Origin of the sequence: Tepidicella xavieri (genome assembly GCF_004363315.1) — a bacterium.
Lineage (GTDB): Bacteria > Pseudomonadota > Gammaproteobacteria > Burkholderiales > Burkholderiaceae_C > Tepidicella > Tepidicella xavieri.
Map to the genome: position 1 here is coordinate 28,235 of NZ_SNYL01000001.1, position 19,680 is coordinate 47,914.

At 67.2% G+C, this 19,680-nt stretch carries 20 protein-coding genes and 1 other RNA gene; 9 read left to right on the plus strand and 12 right to left on the minus strand.

All coding sequences use genetic code 11. The features are described from left to right. Positions 1–9: 9 nt before the first annotated feature. On the minus strand, positions 10–654 hold the full coding sequence (locus tag DFR43_RS00120; RefSeq protein ID WP_133595343.1) for a DUF4124 domain-containing protein: 645 nt from the start codon (positions 652–654) through the stop codon (positions 10–12). 17 nt (positions 655–671) lie between these two features. Then, on the minus strand, positions 672–1,373 hold the full coding sequence (pyrE, locus tag DFR43_RS00125) for an orotate phosphoribosyltransferase (protein ID WP_133595344.1): 702 nt from the start codon (positions 1,371–1,373) through the stop codon (positions 672–674). Here pyrE and DFR43_RS00130 point away from each other — a divergent pair. Further along, complete coding sequence (locus DFR43_RS00130) at positions 1,372–2,175, plus strand: exodeoxyribonuclease III (protein ID WP_211338572.1); 804 nt, start codon at positions 1,372–1,374, stop codon at positions 2,173–2,175. The two genes, pyrE and DFR43_RS00130, sit on opposite strands and share 2 nt — an antisense overlap. A 62-nt stretch (positions 2,176–2,237) precedes the next feature. Here the strand turns inward: DFR43_RS00130 and DFR43_RS00135 are convergent, their stop codons facing one another. The 6 genes from DFR43_RS00135 to DFR43_RS00160 all read right to left on the minus strand — a co-directional run bounded on the left by DFR43_RS00135 (position 2,238) and on the right by DFR43_RS00160 (position 7,712). Next, on the minus strand, positions 2,238–3,305 hold the full coding sequence (locus tag DFR43_RS00135; protein ID WP_211338566.1) for a DMT family transporter: 1,068 nt from the start codon (positions 3,303–3,305) through the stop codon (positions 2,238–2,240). A gap of 10 nt (positions 3,306–3,315) precedes the next feature. After that, the gene (locus DFR43_RS00140) at positions 3,316–4,215 is read right to left on the minus strand and encodes a 5'-nucleotidase (RefSeq protein ID WP_133595346.1); all 900 of its coding nucleotides are present in this window, start codon (positions 4,213–4,215) and stop codon (positions 3,316–3,318) included. 10 nt (positions 4,216–4,225) lie between these two features. Beyond that, entirely contained in the window at positions 4,226–4,834 is a 609-nt protein-coding gene (locus tag DFR43_RS00145; protein WP_133595347.1) for a histidine phosphatase family protein, read from the minus strand. 9 nt (positions 4,835–4,843) lie between these two features. After that, complete coding sequence (locus DFR43_RS00150; RefSeq protein WP_133595348.1) at positions 4,844–5,698, minus strand: adenosylcobinamide-GDP ribazoletransferase; 855 nt, start codon at positions 5,696–5,698, stop codon at positions 4,844–4,846. Between the two features lie 15 nt (positions 5,699–5,713). Beyond that, a complete protein-coding gene (gene ilvA / locus DFR43_RS00155) occupies positions 5,714–7,291 on the minus strand; it encodes a threonine ammonia-lyase, biosynthetic (protein WP_133595349.1) in 1,578 nt (525 codons plus the stop codon). Positions 7,292–7,358: 67 nt separating this feature from the next. Next, positions 7,359–7,712, minus strand: a complete 354-nt coding sequence (locus tag DFR43_RS00160) for an acyl-CoA thioesterase (protein WP_425471061.1) — start codon at positions 7,710–7,712, stop codon at positions 7,359–7,361. Between the two features lie 127 nt (positions 7,713–7,839). Between DFR43_RS00160 and DFR43_RS00165 the strand changes: the two genes are divergently transcribed. The 6 genes from DFR43_RS00165 (at position 7,840) to htpX (ending at position 14,232) form a co-directional block, all read left to right on the plus strand. Further along, positions 7,840–9,750, plus strand: coding sequence for an ABCB family ABC transporter ATP-binding protein/permease (locus tag DFR43_RS00165; protein WP_133595350.1), 1,911 nt, complete (start codon positions 7,840–7,842; stop codon positions 9,748–9,750). Continuing rightward, positions 9,731–10,675: a LysR substrate-binding domain-containing protein gene (locus DFR43_RS00170; protein WP_133595351.1), complete on the plus strand. Its 945-nt coding sequence runs from the start codon at positions 9,731–9,733 to the stop codon at positions 10,673–10,675. Before DFR43_RS00165 ends, DFR43_RS00170 begins: the two co-directional genes overlap by 20 nt. Before the next feature lie 238 nt (positions 10,676–10,913). Further along, positions 10,914–11,336: a nucleoside diphosphate kinase regulator gene (gene rnk / locus DFR43_RS00175; protein ID WP_133595352.1), complete on the plus strand. Its 423-nt coding sequence runs from the start codon at positions 10,914–10,916 to the stop codon at positions 11,334–11,336. 64 nt (positions 11,337–11,400) lie between these two features. Continuing rightward, entirely contained in the window at positions 11,401–12,444 is a 1,044-nt protein-coding gene (gene pyrC / locus DFR43_RS00180; protein WP_133595353.1) for a dihydroorotase, read from the plus strand. Positions 12,445–12,485: 41 nt separating this feature from the next. Next, positions 12,486–13,250 (plus strand): DUF3025 domain-containing protein, encoded by a 765-nt coding sequence (locus DFR43_RS00185; protein WP_133595568.1) that lies wholly within the window; start codon positions 12,486–12,488, stop codon positions 13,248–13,250. Between the two features lie 112 nt (positions 13,251–13,362). Beyond that, the gene (gene htpX, locus DFR43_RS00190) at positions 13,363–14,232 is read left to right on the plus strand and encodes a protease HtpX (protein WP_133595354.1); all 870 of its coding nucleotides are present in this window, start codon (positions 13,363–13,365) and stop codon (positions 14,230–14,232) included. A 27-nt stretch (positions 14,233–14,259) separates the two neighbouring features. Here the strand turns inward: htpX and DFR43_RS00195 are convergent, their stop codons facing one another. Genes DFR43_RS00195 through modA form a run of 3 tightly spaced genes read right to left on the minus strand, consistent with a single transcriptional unit; the run spans position 14,260 to position 16,884 of the window. Continuing rightward, positions 14,260–15,426, minus strand: coding sequence for an ABC transporter ATP-binding protein (locus DFR43_RS00195; protein WP_133595355.1), 1,167 nt, complete (start codon positions 15,424–15,426; stop codon positions 14,260–14,262). After that, positions 15,423–16,088: a molybdate ABC transporter permease subunit gene (gene modB / locus DFR43_RS00200; RefSeq protein WP_133595569.1), complete on the minus strand. Its 666-nt coding sequence runs from the start codon at positions 16,086–16,088 to the stop codon at positions 15,423–15,425. Before modB ends, DFR43_RS00195 begins: the two co-directional genes overlap by 4 nt. Positions 16,089–16,101: 13 nt before the next feature. Then, on the minus strand, positions 16,102–16,884 hold the full coding sequence (gene modA / locus DFR43_RS00205) for a molybdate ABC transporter substrate-binding protein (RefSeq protein ID WP_133595356.1): 783 nt from the start codon (positions 16,882–16,884) through the stop codon (positions 16,102–16,104). Positions 16,885–16,977: 93 nt separating this feature from the next. Between modA and DFR43_RS00210 the strand changes: the two genes are divergently transcribed. Then, the gene (locus DFR43_RS00210; RefSeq protein ID WP_133595357.1) at positions 16,978–17,358 is read left to right on the plus strand and encodes a winged helix-turn-helix domain-containing protein; all 381 of its coding nucleotides are present in this window, start codon (positions 16,978–16,980) and stop codon (positions 17,356–17,358) included. Here DFR43_RS00210 and DFR43_RS00215 read toward each other — a convergent pair. Continuing rightward, positions 17,349–19,229, minus strand: a complete 1,881-nt coding sequence (locus DFR43_RS00215; RefSeq protein WP_133595358.1) for an NAD(P)/FAD-dependent oxidoreductase — start codon at positions 19,227–19,229, stop codon at positions 17,349–17,351. The genes DFR43_RS00210 and DFR43_RS00215 overlap by 10 nt on opposite strands. A 73-nt stretch (positions 19,230–19,302) precedes the next feature. On the opposite strand from DFR43_RS00215, the gene rnpB reads away from it, so the two are divergent. After that, positions 19,303–19,673: RNase P RNA component class A (gene rnpB / locus DFR43_RS00220), an RNA gene on the plus strand. Positions 19,674–19,680 lie beyond the last annotated feature (7 nt).

The window sequence follows — 19,680 nt, forward strand, 5'->3', positions numbered from 1 at the left end:
GCGGCAGGCTCAGCGCTGGGCCTGGTCGCGCTCTTTCCAGAGGCGCTGCAGCACCGCCAGCTCTTCGTCGAAGCGCTGGTTGATGCGCTCGATTTCCCGGCGCTGGTCGTCCAGGAAGGCGCGCTGGGCCGCGATTTGCTGCTGGTTGTCGAGCTGGCGCTGCTGCAACCATTGGGGGGCCCGGCTGGGGTCGCGCTGGTAGAACTCCAGTTCGGCCAGAATCGCCTGGCGCTGCTTTTCCAACTCCTGCTCGCGACGCTGTCCGGTCTCGATCACCGCCTGCACTTGCCGCAGCGCTTCTGTGCGCGCGTGCTGGTGGGCGTCCGGGCTGGGGTAGCGGATCAGCATCGCCTGTTCTTTGCGGCGCTCCTCTGCCGCGCGGGTGCGGGCATCGGCTTCGGCGCGCTGCCGGGCTTCGGCGCGGGCCCGTTCCTCTGCCGTCAGGGAGGGGGGGATGACGCGCCGCACCGTGCCGCTGGGGTTGAGCTCGTATTGCTCGCGGTCCAGGCATTCGGTGATCAGCCGGTCTGACGTCAGTCGCCTGCCCTTGGCATCGACGCAGGTGTAAATGCCGCCGCCCTGGGCGAGGCCCCAGACACCGAGCACCAAGGTGCAGCCGATGAGCCAGCGAAAGCGGGAACGCGACGGAATCATGGTGGGCTCTGAGGGGTTCAACGGACGCCGTATCGGTCCCGATAGGCCTGCACCCGTGCCTGGTGCTGCCCCATGTCCTCCCCGGCGTGGTGTTGCAGATATTGCAGCAGATCGGCCAGCTTGGCAATGGCGCACACGTGCAGGCCGAGTTGCGCTCGCACATACTGCACCGCGCTGTAGGGCACATCGCGCACTTGCCCGTCGGGGCCGGCTTCGGTGGCCATTTCCTGCCGGTCCAGCGCGATGGCCACCGCATGCGGCTCGGCGCCGGCGGCGCGGATCAGCGCGATCGACTCGCGCGCGGCGGTGCCGGCGCTCATCACGTCGTCGATGATGAGCACGCGACCGCGCAGCGGCGCGCCCACCAGCGTGCCGCCTTCGCCGTGGTCCTTGGCCTCTTTGCGGTTGTAGGCCAAAGGCACGTTGCGCCCACGTCGCGCCAGTTCCACCGCCACGGTGGCGGCCAGCGGAATGCCTTTGTAAGCGGGGCCGAACACCATGTCGAAGTCGATGCCGCTGGCCAGGATGCGGTCGGCATAGAACCCGGCCAGCCGTCCCAGCTTGAGGCCGTCGTCGAACAGGCCGGCATTGAAAAAGTAGGGACTCAGCCGGCCGGCCTTGGTCTTGAACTCGCCAAAGCGCAGTACCCCGGATTCGACGGAAAATTGCACGAAAGCCTGCGCCAGTGCGTCCACTGGCGTTTCTCTTTCCATGTTCATGGGGAATTCCTTGTTTCGATTGACCAGCCTCAACCTCAATGGCATCCGATCTGCCGCCGCCAAAGGGCTCGAAGCCTGGGTTGCAGCCACTGCGCCCGATTGTATGGGGGTGCAGGAGCTCAAAGCCCAGGCCCCCGATGTGCAGGGTCGTTTCGAGGCCCTGGCCGGCCTCAAGGGCTACTTCCACTACGCCACCAAAAAGGGCTATTCGGGCGTGGGCATCTACAGCCGGCACGAGCCCAGTGAGGTGATCGTCGGCATGGGCGAGCCCGAGTTCGATGACGAGGGCCGCTACCTGGAATTGCGTTTCGACACCCCGCAGCGCCGGCTCAGCCTCATCAGCTGCTATTTCCCCAGTGGCTCGTCCGGGGACGAGCGCCAGGACGCCAAGTACCGGTTTCTGGATCGGATCTATCCTTGGATGGTCAAACTGCGCCAGCAGCGCCAGGTGCTGCTGGTGGGCGACGTGAATATCGCCCACCACGAAAAGGACCTGAAAAACTGGAAAGGCAACCTGAAAAACAGCGGCTTTTTGCCTGAGGAGCGCGCCTGGATGACCCGGCTGCTGACCGAGGGCGGCTATGTGGATGTGTACCGCCGGTTGCACCCCGACGAGACCGAGGCCGCCTACACCTGGTGGAGCAACCGGGGCCAGGCTTGGGCGAAGAACGTGGGCTGGCGCATCGACTACCACCTGGCCACCCCCGCGCTGGCCGAAACCGCCCGCCAGGCCAGCGTGTACAAAGCGCAACGCTTCAGCGACCACGCGCCACTGACCATCGACTACGACTTTTGTCTGTAGGGCAGACCATTAGATGCCAATCGACGCTCATTCAGAGGCGGGGAACTTATCTCCCCTTCTGATCAGTGTCTATGTCGATGGTGGATGTCTGGATAGTGGGGGTGCGAGTGGGTGATGACCGTGTGCCGGTGCTCATGCACGTGCGGCTCCTGTCCATTCCAGGCGAAGGCATGCGGGTGCTGGTGATGCTCGTCATGGACATGGGCGTGGCTATGAATCAGCGGCTCGTGGGTGTGTTCGTGCGCATGGCGTTCGGTCAGGTGGAGCCAGATTCCCAAGGCCATGAGACTGCCGGCTGCCCAGAATCCTGTGCTGGCTTGCTCGCCCAACCAGACCAGGGATACCAGGGCACCGACAAATGGTGCCACCGAAAAGTAAGCGCCGGCCCGTGCCGTTCCCAACCCGCGCAGCGCCAGCACGAACAGCGCTAAGCTGATGCCGTAACCGAGCAGGCCCACGGCCATGGCGCCTAACGCCGATGACCAGCCAGGCCATGTGGCCCCCAACATGGCGGCCAGCGTGATATTCACACTGCCGGCGACCAGTCCTTTGCTGCCCGCGATGAACAGGGCGTCTGAGGCAGAGACATTGCGGGTCAGGTTGTTATCGATGGCCCAGCACAGGCATGCCAGGGCAATGAGCCCGGCTCCCCAGCCTCCCCCGGGTTGACTGGCATTGGCCGAGGGCCACGACAAGAGGACGCCGCCTGCGACGATGGCCAGCATGCCCAAGACGACCCGGCGGTCTGCGTTTTCCTTGAAAACCACCCATGCCAGCACTGCCGTCAGCACCGCCTCTAGATTGAGCAGCAGCGAAGCCGTGGATGCCCCGGTATGCTGCAGGCCGAACATCAGGGCAACAGGCCCTAATACACCCCCAAATGCGATGGCAGCCGCCAGCCATTTTCCTTCCCCGGGACGCAGCCCGGAGGGCTGCCAGCCCCGATCGCGCCACAGGCGTGTGGCCAACAGCCCCAGGCCGCTGCCCAGATATAGCAAGCCTCCCAATAGCACGGGTGGTATCGCCTCCAGCAGCAGCTTGGCCATTGGCGTGCTGGCGCCGAACAGTACCGCAGCGCCTAAAGCAAACCCTATGCTGGTCTGTATGCCATGGGCTGAGGTGGCGGACATGGCTGCAGGTTCAGGTGACGTTGGCGATGCCGCTGGCCACATGGCCGGCCGGCACGTGGCGCGCGGCGTGTTCGATGTGACCGGTCTGGTCGTCGAAAAAGAAATCCGGCTCGAATTCGCGCAGGAACTCGCCCTTGGGCAGGCCGCCCAGGAACATGGCCTCATCGACCTCGATGTTCCAGTCCATCAGCGTGCGGATGGCCCGCTCATGGGCCGGGGCGCTGCGGGCCGTCACCAGCGCGGTGCGGATGCGCATCTGGGCGGTGCCGGCATTTTGCAGACGGTGCAAGGCTTCAAGCAGCGGCTTGAACGGCCCGCCGGGCAGGGGGCGGCTGGCGTTGCTGACCTCGTGCGCTTGAAAGGCGCTGAGCCCCTCGGCCTGGAAGACGCGCTCGGCCTCGTCGGAAAACAGCACCGCGTCGCCGTCGAAGGCAATGCGCACTTCGTGCGGGTGCGCGTCGCTGGCGCGGACCGACTGCGGGTACACCTGGGCCGCGGGCACGCCCACATCCAGCGCGGCCCGCACGTCACTGAGGTGGGCCGACAGGAACAGATTGGCCCGCAGGGGGCGCAGGTAGCGCCACGGTGGCTGGCCCCGGGTGAAGACCCCCCGTTGAATGCTGAGCCCATAGTGGCTGGCCGAGCGGAACACCCGCATGCCTGAGACCGGATCGTTGCGCGACAGGATCACCACCTCCACCCGCTGCTGTTGCGGCGAATTGAAGCTCAGCAACTTGTGGACCAGCGAGAACGCCACGCCCCGGCCCGCCGGTTGCTCCAACCGACTGAGTTGCAACTGCATATAGGCACGGTCGTCGCCCTGTTCGAACACTTCGTTTTCGGCTTCGAAGTCGAACAGGGCTCGCGATGAGATGGCCACGACCAGTTGGCCGTCGAGGGTGGCAGGCATGGTGTGCGCATTATTCCATTCGGTGGACGATCCAGTGGCCAAAGTCGCAGACCGTCGAGGGCCAGTCGCGGGCCGCCATCGAGGTGGGGGGCTGGAGGCCGGGTTGGCGCAGGCAGACTTCCACCGCCCGGATGACGCCGGCATGGGTGAACCACAACACCCGCCGCGCGCCGCAGGCGTGGGCCTGGGAGAGGCCGTCGCGCAGGGCGTCGGCCACGCGCGTCAGCAACCGCGCCACCGATTCCCCCTGCCCCGGGCAGTGATGAAAAAAGTCCTGCGCCCAGGCGTCGAGCGCGTTGCGAGCGATGCCGTCCCATGGCTGGCCTTCCCAGTGGCCAAAGTCCATTTCCTGCAGGCGTGCGTCGGCGGTGGCGTGGGGCAGCCCGCAAGCGGCCGCGGCGCGTGCCAGCGCGTGCGCCCGCGCCGACGGGGAATGCCACGCCATGGCCGGCCCGTCGTCGGCAGGGGACGCCTGCCAGGCGCGGGCCAGGGCCTCGGCACGGGCCTGGGTATGGGCAGCGTCTGCCGGCAGGTCCAGCCGTCCGTAACACAGGCCCTCCGGGGCCAGTGGCCGGGCGTGGCGCACCAGCCACAGTTCCAGGGGTTTGGGGGCGGTCATCGGCGCGACTCAGCGGCTGCCCATGGCCAGCGCCATCGCCAGGTAAAACCCGATTTCGCTGACCTGCTGCGCCGCGCCCAGTCCATCGCCGGTGAAGCCTTGCAGCCGGCGCTGCAGCTGCCCGTGGACCAGCGCCCAGCCCAATGCCGACCCGGCCACCCCCCACCACAGCGCGGTGCTGGCGCGAGCGCCGTCTTGCAGGGTGCCCAGCCAGTGGGGGGCGGTGGCGTGCGCCCCCATCAGCGCCAGGGCCAGCGCCAGCCCGCACCACAGGGCGCCGGTGAGCAGCGCCGCGGTGGAAATCTGGTCGGCCAGCGGCTTGGACTTGCTGCCCGCCGCATCGCCCACGTGGGGCAGCCAGCGGATGGTCAGCAGCGGCCAGGTGCGCGACGCCACATGGGCCAGGAACAGCGCCAGCAGCGCCCCGCCCAGGGAGAGTTGCCCCAGCACGGCCAGCAGGCTCACCTTGGCCAGCAGGGCCAGCACCAGCGCCATGGCGCCGAAAGCGCCGATGCGCGAGTCTTTCATGATCTCCAGCGCCCGCTCGCGCTGGTGGCTGCCGCCCAGGCCATCGGCCACGTCGGCCAGACCGTCCTCGTGAAAGCCCCCGGTCAACAGCACGGTGGCGATGGTGCTGAACACCGCCGCCACCCAGGTGATGCCTGCCACCGGGGGCAGGTACCAGCACAGCAGCCCATAAACGCCCGCGGCCACCGCGCCCACCACCCAGCCCACGCCAGGGAAGTGCGCGGCGCTGGCACGCAGCATGGCGGGGCTGAAGCCCACCCAGGCGGCCAGCGCGCCCGTGATGGGGATGCGCGTGAAGAATTGCAGGGCCAGCAGAAAGTGTTTCAGGCTTTGCATGGCTGGCCGGGGTGTTCAGTGCTGCAAGAACAGGCGGTACAGCGGGTTCTCGGTCTCTTCCACGTAGGGGTAGCCCAACGTGTCGAGGAATTTCTGAAACGCCTTGCCGTCTTTGGCCGGCACCTGCAAGCCCACCAGGATGCGGCCGTAATCCGCCCCTTGGTTGCGGTAGTGGAACAGGCTGATGTTCCAGCCGGGGCGCATCAGGCTGAGGAATTTGAACAGGGCGCCGGGCCGTTCCGGGAAAACGAAGCGCAGCAGCCGTTCGTCACGGGCCAGCGGGGAACGCCCACCGACCATATGGCGGATGTGTTCCTGGGCCAGGTCGTCGTGCGTCAGGTCCAGCGTCGGGAAGCCGTGTTTCTGGAAGGTGGCGGCGATCTTGCCGCTTTCCCCTTTGCCGTGGGTCGTCAGGCCGACGAACACATGGGCGTGCTGGGTGTCGCTGATGCGGTAGCTGAACTCGGTGACATTGCGCGGCCCGCCGGGCAGGCCGCCGATGGCTTGCAGAAAGCGCTTGAAGCTGCCGCGCTCTTCGGGGATGGTGACGGCAAACAGCGCTTCGCGCTCCTCGCCCACCTCGGCGCGCTCGGCCACGAAGCGCAGCCGGTCGAAGTTCATGTTGGCGCCGCACAGGATGGCGGCGTAGGTCTCGCCCTTGGTCTTGCGTTCGGCCACGTATTTTTTGATCGCGGCCACCGCCAGCGCGCCGGCCGGCTCCACGATGCTGCGCGTGTCCACGAATATGTCTTTGATGGCGGCGCACACCGCGTCGGTGTCCACGGTGATGAATTCGTCCACCAGTTCGCGGCTGATGCGGAAGGTTTCCTCGCCCACCAGCTTGACGGCCGTGCCATCGCTGAACAGGCCCACATCGGGCAGGGTGACGCGTTGTCCGGCGGCCACCGAGCGCATCATCGCGTCGGAGTCGTTCATCTGCACGCCAATGACCTTGACCTCGGGCCGCACCGCCTTGATGACATTGGCCACCCCGCTGATGAGGCCCCCCCCGCCAATGGCCACGAACACCGCATCCAGCCGCTGGCTGCCCAGGCTCTGCAGCTGACGCAGCATCTCCAGGGCGATGGTGCCTTGCCCGGCGATCACGTACGGGTCATCGAACGGGTGGACGAAAGTCAGCCCTTGCGCTTGCTCCAGCCGCACGGCGTGCTGATAGGCGTCGGAATAACTGTCGCCATGCAGCACCACTTCCCCGCCCAGGGCCTTGACGGCGTCGATTTTGACTTGGGGTGTGGTGGTGGGCATGACGATCACCGCCCGCGTGCCCAGCTTGTGCGCCCCCAGCGCCACGCCTTGGGCATGGTTGCCGGCCGAGGCGCAGATGACGCCGCGTTGCAGCTGCTCGGGCGACAAGTGCGCCAGCTTGTTGTAGGCGCCGCGCAGCTTGAAGCTGAAGACGGGCTGCTGGTCCTCGCGCTTGAGCAGCACCTTGTTGTGCAGCCGCCGGCTCAGGGCCTTGGCCGGCTCCAGAGCGGATTCGATCGCCACGTCATACACGCGGGCGGTCAGGGTGAGCTTGAGGTAGTCGGCGGGCGACAGCGCAGCGGGTGGGGCAGGCGGTTTCTGGGGCATGGGTGGTACGGTGCAGACGCGCAGAATGATAAGCCCACGCCAGAGGCGCGGGCGGCCCTGGGGCAGTTCAGCGCGCCGGTGCGGCCGGCGCTGGCACCGGTCGTGGCCGGCCTTGCTCGTCGATGGCCACGTAGGTCAGCGACGCTTCGGTCACCTTCACAAACTCGCCTTGCGCATTCATCCGCTCGGCAAACACCTCCACCTGCACGGAGATGGACGTCTTGCCCACGCGGGTGATGGCGCTGTAGAAGCTCAGAATGTCACCGACGCGCACCGGCTGCTTGAAGATGAACTGGTTGACCGCCACGGTGGCGATGCGGCCCTGGGCCAGCCGCGCGGGCAGCACGGAGCCGGCCAAGTCCACCTGGGCCATGACCCAGCCGCCGAAGATGTCGCCATTGGCATTGCAGTCTGCCGGCATGGGAATGACTTTGAGCACCAGCGTCTTGTCCGCTGGCGGGGTGTCGATGCGGCGGGCCTCGCCAGCCGCTGTGTGGTCACTGCCACTTGGGGGCAAAATCGGATGGTTCATGCCCTGATTGTCATCCATGCGCGATTTGTCCACCGCCCGCTCCGGCCCGGCTGCCATGGCGTCGGCCCCACCCCCCGGAGAGCAGGCCCGCCCCCGTTCCGATTGGGCGGTGCTGCGCCGCTTGTTGCCGTATTTGTGGCAATACCGCTGGCGCGTGGCAGCCGCCCTGGCGTTCATGGTGGCGGCCAAGCTGGCCAATGTGGGGGTGCCGTTGCTGCTCAAGGAACTGGTGGACGCGCTGACACCGGCGCCAGGGCAGTCTTTGCTCGGCTTGCCACCCGGCACGGAACCCTGGCTGCTGGTGCCCGTGGGGCTGCTGCTGGCCTATGGCCTGCTTCGCTTTTCCACCTCGCTGTTCACCGAATTGCGCGAGCTCATCTTTGCCAAGGCCACCGAAGGGGCCACCCGCGCCATCGCCCTGCAGGTGTTTGGGCACCTGCACCAGCTCAGCCTGCGCTTTCACCTGGAGCGCCAGACCGGCGGCATGACGCGCGACATCGAGCGCGGCACCCGTGGCGTGCAGTCGCTCATTTCGTATTCGCTCTACAGCATCCTGCCCACTTTGCTGGAGGTGGCACTGGTGCTGGCGTTGCTGGGCGTGAAGTTCGAGCTCTGGTACGTCTGGACGACGTTGATCGCCCTGGTCCTGTACGTGTTTTTCACCGTCCGGGTGACCGAATGGCGCACCCAGTTCCGCCGCCACATGAACGAGATGGAGTCCGTCAGCCAGACCAAGGCCATCGACTCCTTGCTGAATTACGAGACCGTCAAATATTTCAACAACGAAGCGTTCGAGGCCCGCCGCTACGACGAAGCCTTGCAGCGCTTGCGCCGTGCCCGCCTCAAGAGCCAGGCCACCCTGTCGCTGCTCAACGCCGGGCAGCAGCTCATCATCGCGGTGGCGCTGGTGGCCATGCTCTGGCGCGCCACGGTGGGCGTTGCCCAAGGTCACATGACTCTGGGCGATCTGGTCATGATCAACGCGTTCATGATCCAGCTCTACATCCCGCTGAATTTTCTCGGCGTGCTGTACCGCGAAATCAAGCAAAGCCTGACCGATCTGGACAAGATGTTTGCCCTGCTGGACAAAGAGCGTGAAGTGGCCGACGCCCCCGACGCCCAGCCGTTGCGGCTCGATGCCGCCCCAGACATCCGCTTTGAGGACGTGCGCTTCGGCTACGAGCGTGACCGCGACATCCTGCACGGCGTCAGCTTCACCATACCGGCGGGCAAGACAGTCGCGGTGGTCGGGCCATCGGGGGCTGGCAAATCCACCTTGGCGCGGCTGCTCTATCGTTTCTATGACGTGGGCCGCCCCGGCGCCGGGCCGCACGAACCGACTGGGCGCATCACCATTGCCGGGCAGGACATCCGCCACGTCACCCAGGACAGCTTGCGCCGGGCCATCGGCATCGTGCCGCAAGACACGGTGCTGTTCAACGACACCATCGAGTACAACATTCTCTACGGCCGCCCCGATGCCGGCCACGACGAGGCCGTGCGGGCGGCCCGCGCGGCCCACATCCATGACTTCATCGCGCGGCTGCCCAAAGGCTACCAAACCCTGGTGGGTGAGCGCGGCCTGAAGCTCTCCGGCGGTGAAAAGCAGCGCGTCGCCATTGCCCGCACCCTGCTCAAGGACCCCCCGATCCTGATTTTCGATGAGGCCACTTCGGCGCTGGACAGCGCCAACGAACGCGCCATCCAGGCCGAGCTGCGGCAGGTGGCGCGTGACAAAACCACCCTGGTGATCGCGCACCGACTCTCCACCGTGGTGGACGCGCACGAAATCATCGTGCTAGAGCAGGGCCGGGTGGTCGAGCGCGGCACCCACGCCGAGCTGCTGGCCGCCGGCGGCCGCTATGCCCAGATGTGGGCCTTGCAACAAAACACCGCGGAGCAAGAGGATGGACACCAAGTGGCTTGAAGATTTCGTCAGCTTGGCCGAAACGCGCAGCTTCAGCCGCTCGGCCCAGTTGCGCCACGTCACCCAGCCGGCGTTTTCGCGCCGCATCCAGTCCCTGGAAGCCTGGGCCGGTACCGATCTGGTGGACCGCAGTTCCTACCCCACCCGGCTCACCCCGGCCGGCCAAACCCTGTACGAGCAGGCGCTGGACATCCTGCATGCCCTGCAAACCACCCGCAGCATGTTGCGCCAGCACACCGCGGTGGCCAAGGACACGATCGAATTCGCCGTGCCCCACACCCTGGCCTTCAGCTTCTACCCGGCCTGGCTGTCGTCGCTGCGCGCCACGGTGGGGCCGGTCAAAAGCCGGCTGACCGCGCTCAATGTGCACGACGCCGTGCTGCGCCTGACCGAAGGCAGCTGCGACCTGCTGCTGGCTTATCACCACCTGTCGCAACCCATCCAGCTCGATACCGAACGCTACGAGATGCTGCGCTTGGGCGAGGAAATCCTGGCCCCTTACGCCAAGCCCGATGCCCACGGCCAGCCGTTGTACCGCTTGCCAGGCACGGCCGCCCAGCCCGTGCCTTTTCTGGCCTATGCCCCTGGCGCCTATCTGGGGCGGGTGGTCGAATGGGTGCTGCGCCAGTCGGGCGAGGCGGTGCACACCCAGCGCGTGTACGAGACCGACATGTCCGAAAGCCTCAAAGCCATGGCCATCGAAGGCCACGGCGTGGCGTTCCTGCCCACCAGCCTGGTCCAGCAGACCCTGGCCGATGGCCGGCTGGTGCCTGCGGCGCCAGCGGGCGACACCTGGCGCGGGGCCATGGAAATCCGCCTGTACCGGGAGCGGCCAAACGAACGCCCGGGCGGGCGCAAAGGCAAAGCCGTGACCCAGGCCTTCTGGGACGACGTGCAGCGCCACCTGGCCCGAGATAGTGGCTGACGCGAATGCGCCAAATCCGGGCCAGCTACTCATCCCATACCCGAATGGTTATCATCGCTTCTATGCGCGATTTGCTCCTCTCGGCCTGCATGACGCACCCGCTTGCGGTGTGTGGCCGAACCGTGGCCGCACATCACTGAGCCCGGCGGTCGCCATTTCCTCCTTTTCACATTTGCGCCGCTCCAGATCGCCGGGCCCCCAGGCGGCCATGGGCCTTGAGGCCCTTTTGGAGCATCTCATGTCTTTGTCTGCTTTCATCGATCGCACCGTCACCGAACTCGACCACGTCCGCCTGCGCAATCTCATGCGTCGCCGTCAAGATGCGCTGCCGCAAAGCGCAGTCCACCTTCTGTCGGAACTCATCGACAACGCGGATGTCGTGCCATCCAGGGATGTTGGGGCCGAAATCGTCACCATGTATTCGCAGGTGCGTCTGCGCGAGCGGCCCCAGGGCCATGAGCGCGTGTTGACCCTGTGTTACCCCGATGACGCCGAGCCTGAAAAGGGCTTTGTCTCGGTGCTCTCCCCCGTGGGCGTGGCGTTGCTGGGCGCACGCGCAGGCTGCTGCATCCGTTGGCTGGCACCCGATGGCCGTCAGCACGAGGCCGAAGTGGCGGAAATCCTGTTCCAGCCTGAAGCCAGCGGGGATTACACCCTGTGAGGGCGGCGTGACTCCATGGGGCGGGCCTGCAGGCAGTGTCGGGTCCGATGAGACAATACCCGCCATGACCACCGCTGCCTCCTCCCTGACCCTGACCCGCCCCGACGACTGGCACCTGCACGTGCGCGACGGCGCGGCCCTGCACACCGTGGTGCCGCACACGGCCGCCCAGTTTGGCCGCGCCATCATCATGCCCAACCTCAAGCCGCCGGTGACCACCGCGGCGCAGGCGCTCGCTTACAAAGCCCGCATCCTCGCGGCGGTGCCGGCGGGCCTGAGCTTCGAGCCGTTGATGACGCTGTACCTCACCGACAACCTGCCCCCGGCCGAAATCGCCCGGGCCCAGGCCGCTGGCGTGGTGGCCTGCAAGCTTTACCCGGCCGGGGCCACCACCAACAGCGACGCCGGCGTGACCGACATCCGCAAGATCTACCCGACGCTGGAGGCCATGCAGCGCCATGGCCTGCTGCTGTTGGTGCATGGCGAAGTCACCAGCCCCGACATCGACCTGTTTGACCGCGAGGCCGTGTTCATCGAGCAACAGCTCGAACCGTTGCGGCGCGACTTCCCCGGCTTGAAGATCGTGATGGAGCACATCACCACCAAGGAGGCCGCGCAGTACGTGGCTGGCGCAGACGGCCATCTGGCCGCCACCATCACCGCGCACCACCTGCTGTACAACCGCAACGCCATCTTCACCGGAGGCATTCGGCCGCACTATTACTGCCTGCCCGTGCTCAAGCGCGAAGAACACCGCCAGGCCCTGGTGGCCGCCGCCACGAGCGGCAGCCCCAAATTCTTCCTGGGCACCGACAGCGCTCCCCACCCGGCCCATCTGAAAGAGCACGCCACCGGCTGCGCCGGCTGCTACACCGCGCATGCGGCGCTGGAGATGTATGCCGAGGCGTTCGAGGCCGCCGGCGCGCTGGACAAGCTCGAAGGCTTTGCCAGCTTCCACGGCGCCGATTACTATGGCCTGCCGCGCAACCAGGGCACCGTCACCCTGCGGCGCGAGGCGTGGACCCCGCCCCAGAGCTTCCCCTTTGGCGACGCCGAGCTCAAACCCCTGCGGGCCGGCGAGACCTTGCCGTGGCGGCTGCTGGCCTGACGGTCTGGCAAGCGCCTGCCATCGACTGGGCCGCGGCCTGGATGACGCCGTGGCGTGCCTGGGGGCAGGCCTTGTGGCGGCAGGTGCAGGCTGCCCAGTCGCGGGCATCGGCGCCAACGGCCGTGGTGGCCACGGTTCTGCAAGCAGCGGGTTGGGCGCCGGTGCGCTTCGTGCCCCAGGCCGAGCTGCCGGCTGGGGTGGCGTATGAAAGCCACATCTTTGCCACCGGCAGCGTGCCCACCCGCGACAACCTGCACGACTTTTTCAATGCCCTGGTCTGGATGCGGTTTCCGCAGACCAAGCGGGCCCTCAACCGCTTGCAGGCCCAGGCCATCGAGGCCGCCGGTGGCGTCGGGGCCACCCGGGGCCCGTTGCGCGATGCGTTGACGTTGTTCGACGAAAACGTTTTGTTGCTGCAGGCCCCCGAGCCGTTGTGGCAGGCCCTGCGGGCGCGTGCCTGGAAGCCCCTGTTCGGGGCGCTGCGCCCGTTGTGGGCCCAGGCCCAGGTCGTGACCTTCGGGCACGCGCTGACCGAAAAACTGGTCCAACCCTACAAATCCATCACCGCGCACGTGCTGTGCCTGCCCTTGCCGCGCGACCTGCCGCCCGATCCGGGCACCGGCCCTCACCCGTGGGACGCCTGGCTGGCCCCGCGCCTGCGCGCCGACTGGCTGGCCGCCAAGCCCTATACCCCGCTGCCGGTGATGGGCATACCCGGCTGGTGCCCGGCCAATGAGGACGCGGCGTATTACGACGACACCGAGGTGTTTCGTCCCCCGCGCCCGGCTCGCCCGGCCGGCGCTTGAGATCGGTCACACCGGCCCCATCTCGATCGGGTAAAGTGTCGCCTCGCTTTTGGGGAACCTGGGCCGCCGCCTCAGGTCTGAGTGAGGCCCTTCTTCTGGAGAAACGAATCCTATGAAACGCATACTTTTGCTGGTTCTGACCAACGTGGCCGTGATGGCCGTGCTGTTGATCACCACCCGCATCCTGGGCGTGGACCGCTTCCTCACGGCCAATGGCCTGAACATGACCGCGCTGGCCATGTTCTCGCTGGTGATTGGCTTTGGCGGCGCCTTCATTTCGCTGCTCATCTCCAAGCCCATGGCCAAGTTCAGCACCGGGGCGCGTGTGATCAACCAGCCGCGCACCGCCGATGAGGCCTGGATCGTGGAGACCGTGCGCCGTTTTGCCGACAAGGCCGGCATCGGCATGCCCGAAGTGGCCATTTACGACGGCCCGCCGAATGCCTTTGCCACGGGCGCTTTCAAGAATTCGGCGCTGGTGGCCGTCTCCACCGGCCTGCTGCAGAACATGACGCGCGAGGAGGTGGAAGCCGTCATTGGCCACGAGGTGGCGCACATCGCCAACGGCGACATGGTGACCATGACGCTGATCCAGGGCGTGATGAACACGTTCGTGGTGTTCCTCAGCCGCGTCATCGGCTACATCGTGGACAGCTTCCTGCGCCGCGGCTCCGACAGTCAGGGCGGTCCGGGCATCGGCTACTTCGTCACCACCATCGTGATGGACATCATCCTGGGCTTCCTCGCTGCCATGATCGTGGCCTGGTTCAGCCGCCAGCGCGAATTCCGCGCCGATGCCGGGGCCGCGCAACTCATGGGCCGCAAGCAGCCCATGATCAACGCCTTGGCCCGCCTCGGCGGGCTGCAGCCGGGTGAGTTGCCCAAAGGCATGCAGGCCCTGGGCATCACCGGCGGGCTGGGCAAGCTGTTCTCCACCCATCCGCCGATCGAGGAGCGTATTGCCGCCCTGCAGCAGCGTTGAGCCTGGTCGCCCGCGCCAGCCGTCTGCTCAGGCGGTGCGCGTGGGCATCACGTGTACCCATTCGCAATCCAGCCGCACCTGTAGCGGCTGGTTTTTTTGCAGCCATTGACGCTGCGGGCCGGAGCGGGCCAGCCGCAGCGTCACGCCGCCCAGGGCATCGACACGGGCTTGCGCCAGCGTCGTCTCACCCAGGTTACGCACGCTGGTGACGGTGGCATCGAGCGTGACCGTGCCCAGTTCTGCGGACGCGGACTCCGGCGCCATTTCATGGCCGATGCGCAGGCCGTCACCCTGGATCACCCAGGTCACGGCTTGGCCGGGGGACAGGCGTTTTTTGTCGCGTACGCGCAGCTTCACCGCGGTGGGCTCGCTGGCTGGCGTGAGCCATTGCAGCCAGCCGGCCTGGTCGGCTTCGTCTTGATCCGATAGCGGGCCGACCCAGCGGCCTTTGAAGCGGTTCATCACGCCCACCAGATCGGCCACCCGGGCGTTGCGCGGCGAGCGGTAGATGTGCGATGGCGTGCCTTGCTGCAACACCTGGCCGGTGTCCATCACCACCAGGGTGTCGGCCAGCTGGCGGGCTTCGACCAGATCGTGCGTCACCAGCACGATGGGGATGCGCAGTTCCTGGCGCAGCTCGGCCAGCAGGTCGTAGAGGCTTTGCCGGTTCATCTGGTCCACCGCGGAAAACGGCTCGTCCAGTAGTAGCAGCCGCGGTTCGCGTGCCAGGGCCCGGGCCACGGCCACCCGTTGCTGCTGTCCGCCCGAAAGCCCGGCGGGCCGACGCGCCTGCTGTTCGGGGGACAGGCGCACGTGCGCCAGCCAGTGCGCGGCTCGTTCGCGCCGCAGCGCTGGCGGCAGGTGCAGCAGCGACAGGGCCACGTTGTCGATGGCGCTGAGGTGGGGCATGAGGGCATAGTTCTGGAACACGAGCCCCACATGGCGGCGCTGTGGCGGCAGGCAGATGCCGGCATCGGTGTCCACCCACACCTCGCCGCCCACTTCCACCCGGCCACGCTGCGGCCGCATGAGGCCGGCCAGGCAGCGCAGCATCGAGGTTTTCCCCGCGCCGGAAGGGCCCACCAGCGCCATCATTTCCCCCGGCTCGCAGGTGAAAGCCCCATGCAGCGGCATGGGCAGCGTTTGCTCGATCTGCACCTTCAGCGCAGCGGGGGACGCGGGGCGTTGGCTCATCGGGTCTTGACCATGCGTGCGGTGGCAAAAAACGAGGCGGCCACGGCCAGCAGTGACAGCACCAGCAGCAGCAGCGCCATGCGGTCGGCGCTTTCCAGATCGAAAGCCTGCACCCGGTCGTAGATGCTGATGGCGATGGTTTTCGTCTCGCCGGGGATGCTGCCGCCCATCATCAGCACCACGCCAAATTCGCCCAGCGTGTGCACGAAGGTCAGCACCATGGCCGAGAGCACGCCCGGCCAGGCCAACGGCAGCTCCACGCGCCAGAAGGTCTGCCAACTGCTCAGCCCGCTGACGGCCGCGGCCTCGCCCAGATTCGGGGGAATGGCTTCGAAGGCGCGCTGGATGGGCTGCACCATGAACGGAATATTGAACACCACCGAGGCAATGACCAGCCCCAGAAAATTGAAAGTCAGCCGCAGGTTGAAGGTCTCCAGCACCCAGGCCCCCAGCGGGGAGCCCGCGCCGAATGTCACGAGCAGGTAGTAACCCAGCACCGTGGGCGGCAGCACCAGAGGCAGCACCACCAGGGCTTCGATCCAGGCCTTGCCCCGCAACCCGGTTCGGGCCAGCCAGCGGGCCAGCGCCAGCCCCATGGGCAGCAGCACCAGCAGCGTCACCGCGGCCAGCTCGACCGACAGGAGCAGCGCCTCCCAATCCATCATGGCGCAGTGCTCAGGGCTGCTTGGGCATGACAAAACCGTACTTCTCCATCACCGCCTGCGCGGCGGGCGTGGAGAGGTAGTCGTAAAACTGGCGCGCGGCCTGGGGCGCGTCTTTCATCAGCACCATGCGCTGGGCCAGCGGCTGGTGCCACGACTCGGGGATGAGGGCGAAATCGCCCAGCCGCGCCACCTGGGGGGCCAGCGCCAGCGAATAGGCGATGATGCCCCCCTCGGTGGAGCCCGAGGTGGCGAACTGGGCCGCTTGCGAGATGTTTTCGCCAAACACCAGCTTGGGCTCGATCGCCTCCCACAGGCCGGCGTGCTTGAGCGCTTCGCGGGCGCGCATGCCATAGGGAGCATGGTCGGGCGCGGCGATGGCGAACTTGCGCAGCCGCCCGTCCTTCAGCGCCGCGGCCAGGTCTTTGAGCTCGCCGTCGGCCTTCAGCGGGGAGCCTTTGGGCACCATGATGCCGATGCGCCCGTAGGCGTACAGCCGGCCGCGGTCCAGCGTCTTGCCGGCGTCGGCCAGCTTGAAGACGAAGTCCTCGTCGGCCGACATGAATAGGTGAAACGGCGCGCCTTGCAGGATTTGCGAGTAGAAGTTGCCCGAGGAACCGAAGATCAGCCGCAGGCGTTGCCCCGTCTCTTTCTCGAACTGGGAGGCCAGTTCTTCGATGGCGAATTTCAGGTCCGAAGCCGCGGCGACCGTGGGCACCGGCTGCGCAGCCGCGGGGGCGGCCCAGAGGGCCCAAAGGATGGGCCAGACACACAACGAACGAAACCAGGTTTTCATGACGGCTCCAGGCAGGTGTTAGGGGGATTCAATATCTTTCAAAATAGATATCGCTGGCGGAGTATATCGCGTTCGGCGCGCTATCATCCGGCCATGAAGCCCGCCTTGCATGTGACGCCGCTGGAGGAGCGCACCCGGTTCCGCATCCAGATCAAGCACGCCGTGGCCATCGGGCCGGGCAAGGCGGATGTGCTGCAAGGCATTGCCGAGACGGGGTCGATCGCCGAAGCGGGGCGGCGTCTGGGCATGAGCTACCAGCGCGTGTGGTCGCTCGTGGAGGCGATGAACCGGGACTTCGTAGAGCCACTGGTGCACAAGCAGCGTGGGGGTTCCGCTGGCGGCGGCGCCACGCTGACCCCGATGGGCCAGCGCGTGCTGGCGCTTTACCGCGCGGTGGAGCGCCAGGCCCAGCAGGCCATCGAAGCCCCGCTGGGCGAGTTGGTGCGGCTGATCCGAACCGCCGATCAGCCGTAGGCCAGGGCAGCGCGGGCGCCCCGGTCGGGCGGTGGGGCCTCGATGCCCAGTGCATGGCAGGCCAGCGCTTCGGCCACTCGCAGGCCGTCCACCCCGGCCGACAGGATTCCGCCCGCGTAGCCCGCGCCTTCCCCCGCCGGGTACAGGCCGCGCACGTTCAGGCTTTGGTAGTCGTCTCCACGGGTGATGCGCAACGGCGACGAGGTGCGTGTTTCCACCCCGGTCATCACCGCATCGGGCATGTCGTAGCCCTTGATCTGGCGGCCGAAGGCGGGCAGGGCCTCGCGCATGGCTTGCACCGCGTAGGCGGGCAGCACGTCGGCCAGGTTGCCCAGGCGCACTCCCGGTTTGTAGGAGGGCAGCACCGTGCCGAAAGCGCTGGAGGGGCGGTCGGCCAGGAAGTCGCCCACCCGTTGCCCAGGGGCCTGGTAGTCGCCGCCTCCCGCTTCGAATGCCCGGCTTTCCAACTGGCGCTGCAACACCACGCCAGCCAAGGGGTGGATGCGTCCCTGGGCGTGCCCGGCCTGGGCCTGGGCGGCGTAGCGGGCGCCGTCGGCCGCGCCGAAAGCGGCCACCCAGGCGTCGGTGTCTAGCGGAAAGTCGGTCGGGTCGATGCCTACCACCATGCCGGCATTGGCGTTGCGCTCCGCCCGCGAGTATTGGCTCATGCCGTTGGTCACAACCCGCTGCGGTTCGCTGGTGGCCGCCACCACCGTGCCGCCGGGGCACATGCAAAAGCTGTACACCGTCCGGCCGTTGCTGGCGTGGTGCACGAGTTTGTAGTCGGCAGCGCCCAGCAGCGGGTGCCCGGCGTGACGGCCCCAGCGGGCACGGTCGATCACGCTTTGCGGATGTTCGATGCGCACCCCGATGGAAAACGGCTTGGGCTCTAGGTACACGCCAGCGTCGTGCAGCTGGGCGAAGGTGTCGCGTGAGCTGTGGCCCAGCGCCAGCACCACCCGCTCGGCGGCCAAGGTGTATGCCGTGCCGCTGGCCATGTCCAGCACCTGCAAGCCGCGCAAGCGCATGCCGGCAAAGCCGGGGGGCGCGGGCGCCGCCGGGTCGGGCTCGCAGCACAGGGCGGTGACCTTGTGCTGGAAGCGGATCTCGCCGCCCAGCGCCACGATTTTCTCGCGCAAGGCCTCGACCACCTTCACGAGCTTGAACGTCCCGATGTGGGGGTGCGCCATGTAGAGAATTTCGGGCGGCGCGCCGGCGTCCACGAACTCCTGCATCACCTTGCGGCCCAGGAAGCGCGGGTCTTTGATCTGGCTGTAGAGCTTGCCATCGGAAAACAGGCCGGCGCCGCCTTCGCCGAACTGCACGTTGGACTCAGGGGTGAGCACCTTTTTGCGCCACAGGCCCCAGGTGTCCTTGGTGCGCTCGCGCACTGGCTTGCCCCGTTCGAGCACGATGGGCCGCAAGCCCATTTGCGCCAAGGCCAAAGCGGCAAACAGCCCGCAGGGCCCCAGGCCCACGACGACCGGCCGCGCCTCGGTCTGGGCGGGCCAGCCGGCTGGCGCGTGGGCCGGGGGGCGCCAGCGCATGTCGGGTGTCGGCTGGATGTGGGGATGGCCGGCATGGCGTTGCAGCAACTCGGCTTCCAGCGCCGGGTCGGCCAGCGCCACGTCCACGATGAAGACGGCCAGCAGCTCGGGCTTGCGGGCATCGAAGCTGCGCTTGTGCACGTGCAGGTGGGCGATGGCCGTTTCAGGCACGCCCAGGGCTTGGGCGGCCAGCGCGGTCAGCGCCGCAACCGGGTGCGGGGGCGGCAGGCGGTCGGCTGCGGTTTCGGCGGGCGCGTCGGCGGCCCGGCGCTCCTCGACGGGCAGGGCCGCCAGGGGCAGTTTCAATTCGGCAATGCGGATCATGACAGGCTCGTATTCATCAAGCAGTGGCTGCGATGATACGCGCTGCGTTCCATTGGGGGATAATCCGAAAGGTGAAGCCTGCCAGGCCGCCGCTGGCGCAAGGCCCGAAAGGGCGCGCTGGAGGAACGTCCGGACTGCACAGGACGGCGTAGCAGCTAACGGCTGCCCACCGTGAGGTGAGGATCAGAGCAACAGAGACGAGTCCCCATGAACCATCCGCTGCGGTGGCAGGAGCGTGGGGGGTGAAACGGGCAATCTCTACGCGCAGCAACACCAAGTAGGCCAGCCACGGCAGCGGGCAACCGCTGCCGACCCTGTGGTTCCGCAGGGCGTGCTGGCGGGTAGGTGGCACCGAGCCGCGTGGGCGACCCGCGGCCCAGAGGAATGGCGGTCACATCGGGGCAACCCGATGCACAGAATCCGGCGTATCGGCAGGCTTCACTTTTTCTTC

Excerpts from the sequence above, each read along its gene's own strand:
- pyrC (WP_133595353.1), top strand. The coding sequence starts at position 11,401 with ATGACCACCGCTGCCTCCTCCCTGACCCTGACCCGCCCCGACGACTGG.
- DFR43_RS00170 (WP_133595351.1), top strand. The coding sequence starts at position 9,731 with ATGGACACCAAGTGGCTTGAAGATTTCGTCAGCTTGGCCGAAACGCGC.
- htpX (WP_133595354.1), top strand. The coding sequence starts at position 13,363 with ATGAAACGCATACTTTTGCTGGTTCTGACCAACGTGGCCGTGATGGCC.
- DFR43_RS00210 (WP_133595357.1), top strand. The coding sequence starts at position 16,978 with ATGAAGCCCGCCTTGCATGTGACGCCGCTGGAGGAGCGCACCCGGTTC.
- modA (WP_133595356.1), bottom strand. The coding sequence starts at position 16,884 with ATGAAAACCTGGTTTCGTTCGTTGTGTGTCTGGCCCATCCTTTGGGCC.
- DFR43_RS00185 (WP_133595568.1), top strand. The coding sequence starts at position 12,486 with ATGACGCCGTGGCGTGCCTGGGGGCAGGCCTTGTGGCGGCAGGTGCAG.
- DFR43_RS00120 (WP_133595343.1), bottom strand. The coding sequence starts at position 654 with ATGATTCCGTCGCGTTCCCGCTTTCGCTGGCTCATCGGCTGCACCTTG.
- DFR43_RS00215 (WP_133595358.1), bottom strand. The coding sequence starts at position 19,229 with ATGATCCGCATTGCCGAATTGAAACTGCCCCTGGCGGCCCTGCCCGTC.
- ilvA (WP_133595349.1), bottom strand. The coding sequence starts at position 7,291 with ATGCCCCAGAAACCGCCTGCCCCACCCGCTGCGCTGTCGCCCGCCGAC.
- modB (WP_133595569.1), bottom strand. The coding sequence starts at position 16,088 with ATGGATTGGGAGGCGCTGCTCCTGTCGGTCGAGCTGGCCGCGGTGACG.
- DFR43_RS00140 (WP_133595346.1), bottom strand. The coding sequence starts at position 4,215 with ATGCCTGCCACCCTCGACGGCCAACTGGTCGTGGCCATCTCATCGCGA.
- DFR43_RS00160 (WP_425471061.1), bottom strand. The coding sequence starts at position 7,712 with ATGCCGGCAGACTGCAATGCCAATGGCGACATCTTCGGCGGCTGGGTC.
- pyrE (WP_133595344.1), bottom strand. The coding sequence starts at position 1,373 with ATGAACATGGAAAGAGAAACGCCAGTGGACGCACTGGCGCAGGCTTTC.
- DFR43_RS00145 (WP_133595347.1), bottom strand. The coding sequence starts at position 4,834 with ATGACCGCCCCCAAACCCCTGGAACTGTGGCTGGTGCGCCACGCCCGG.
- DFR43_RS00135 (WP_211338566.1), bottom strand. The coding sequence starts at position 3,305 with ATGTCCGCCACCTCAGCCCATGGCATACAGACCAGCATAGGGTTTGCT.
- DFR43_RS00165 (WP_133595350.1), top strand. The coding sequence starts at position 7,840 with ATGCGCGATTTGTCCACCGCCCGCTCCGGCCCGGCTGCCATGGCGTCG.
- DFR43_RS00150 (WP_133595348.1), bottom strand. The coding sequence starts at position 5,698 with ATGCAAAGCCTGAAACACTTTCTGCTGGCCCTGCAATTCTTCACGCGC.
- DFR43_RS00130 (WP_211338572.1), top strand. The coding sequence starts at position 1,372 with ATGGGGAATTCCTTGTTTCGATTGACCAGCCTCAACCTCAATGGCATC.
- rnk (WP_133595352.1), top strand. The coding sequence starts at position 10,914 with ATGTCTTTGTCTGCTTTCATCGATCGCACCGTCACCGAACTCGACCAC.
- DFR43_RS00195 (WP_133595355.1), bottom strand. The coding sequence starts at position 15,426 with ATGAGCCAACGCCCCGCGTCCCCCGCTGCGCTGAAGGTGCAGATCGAG.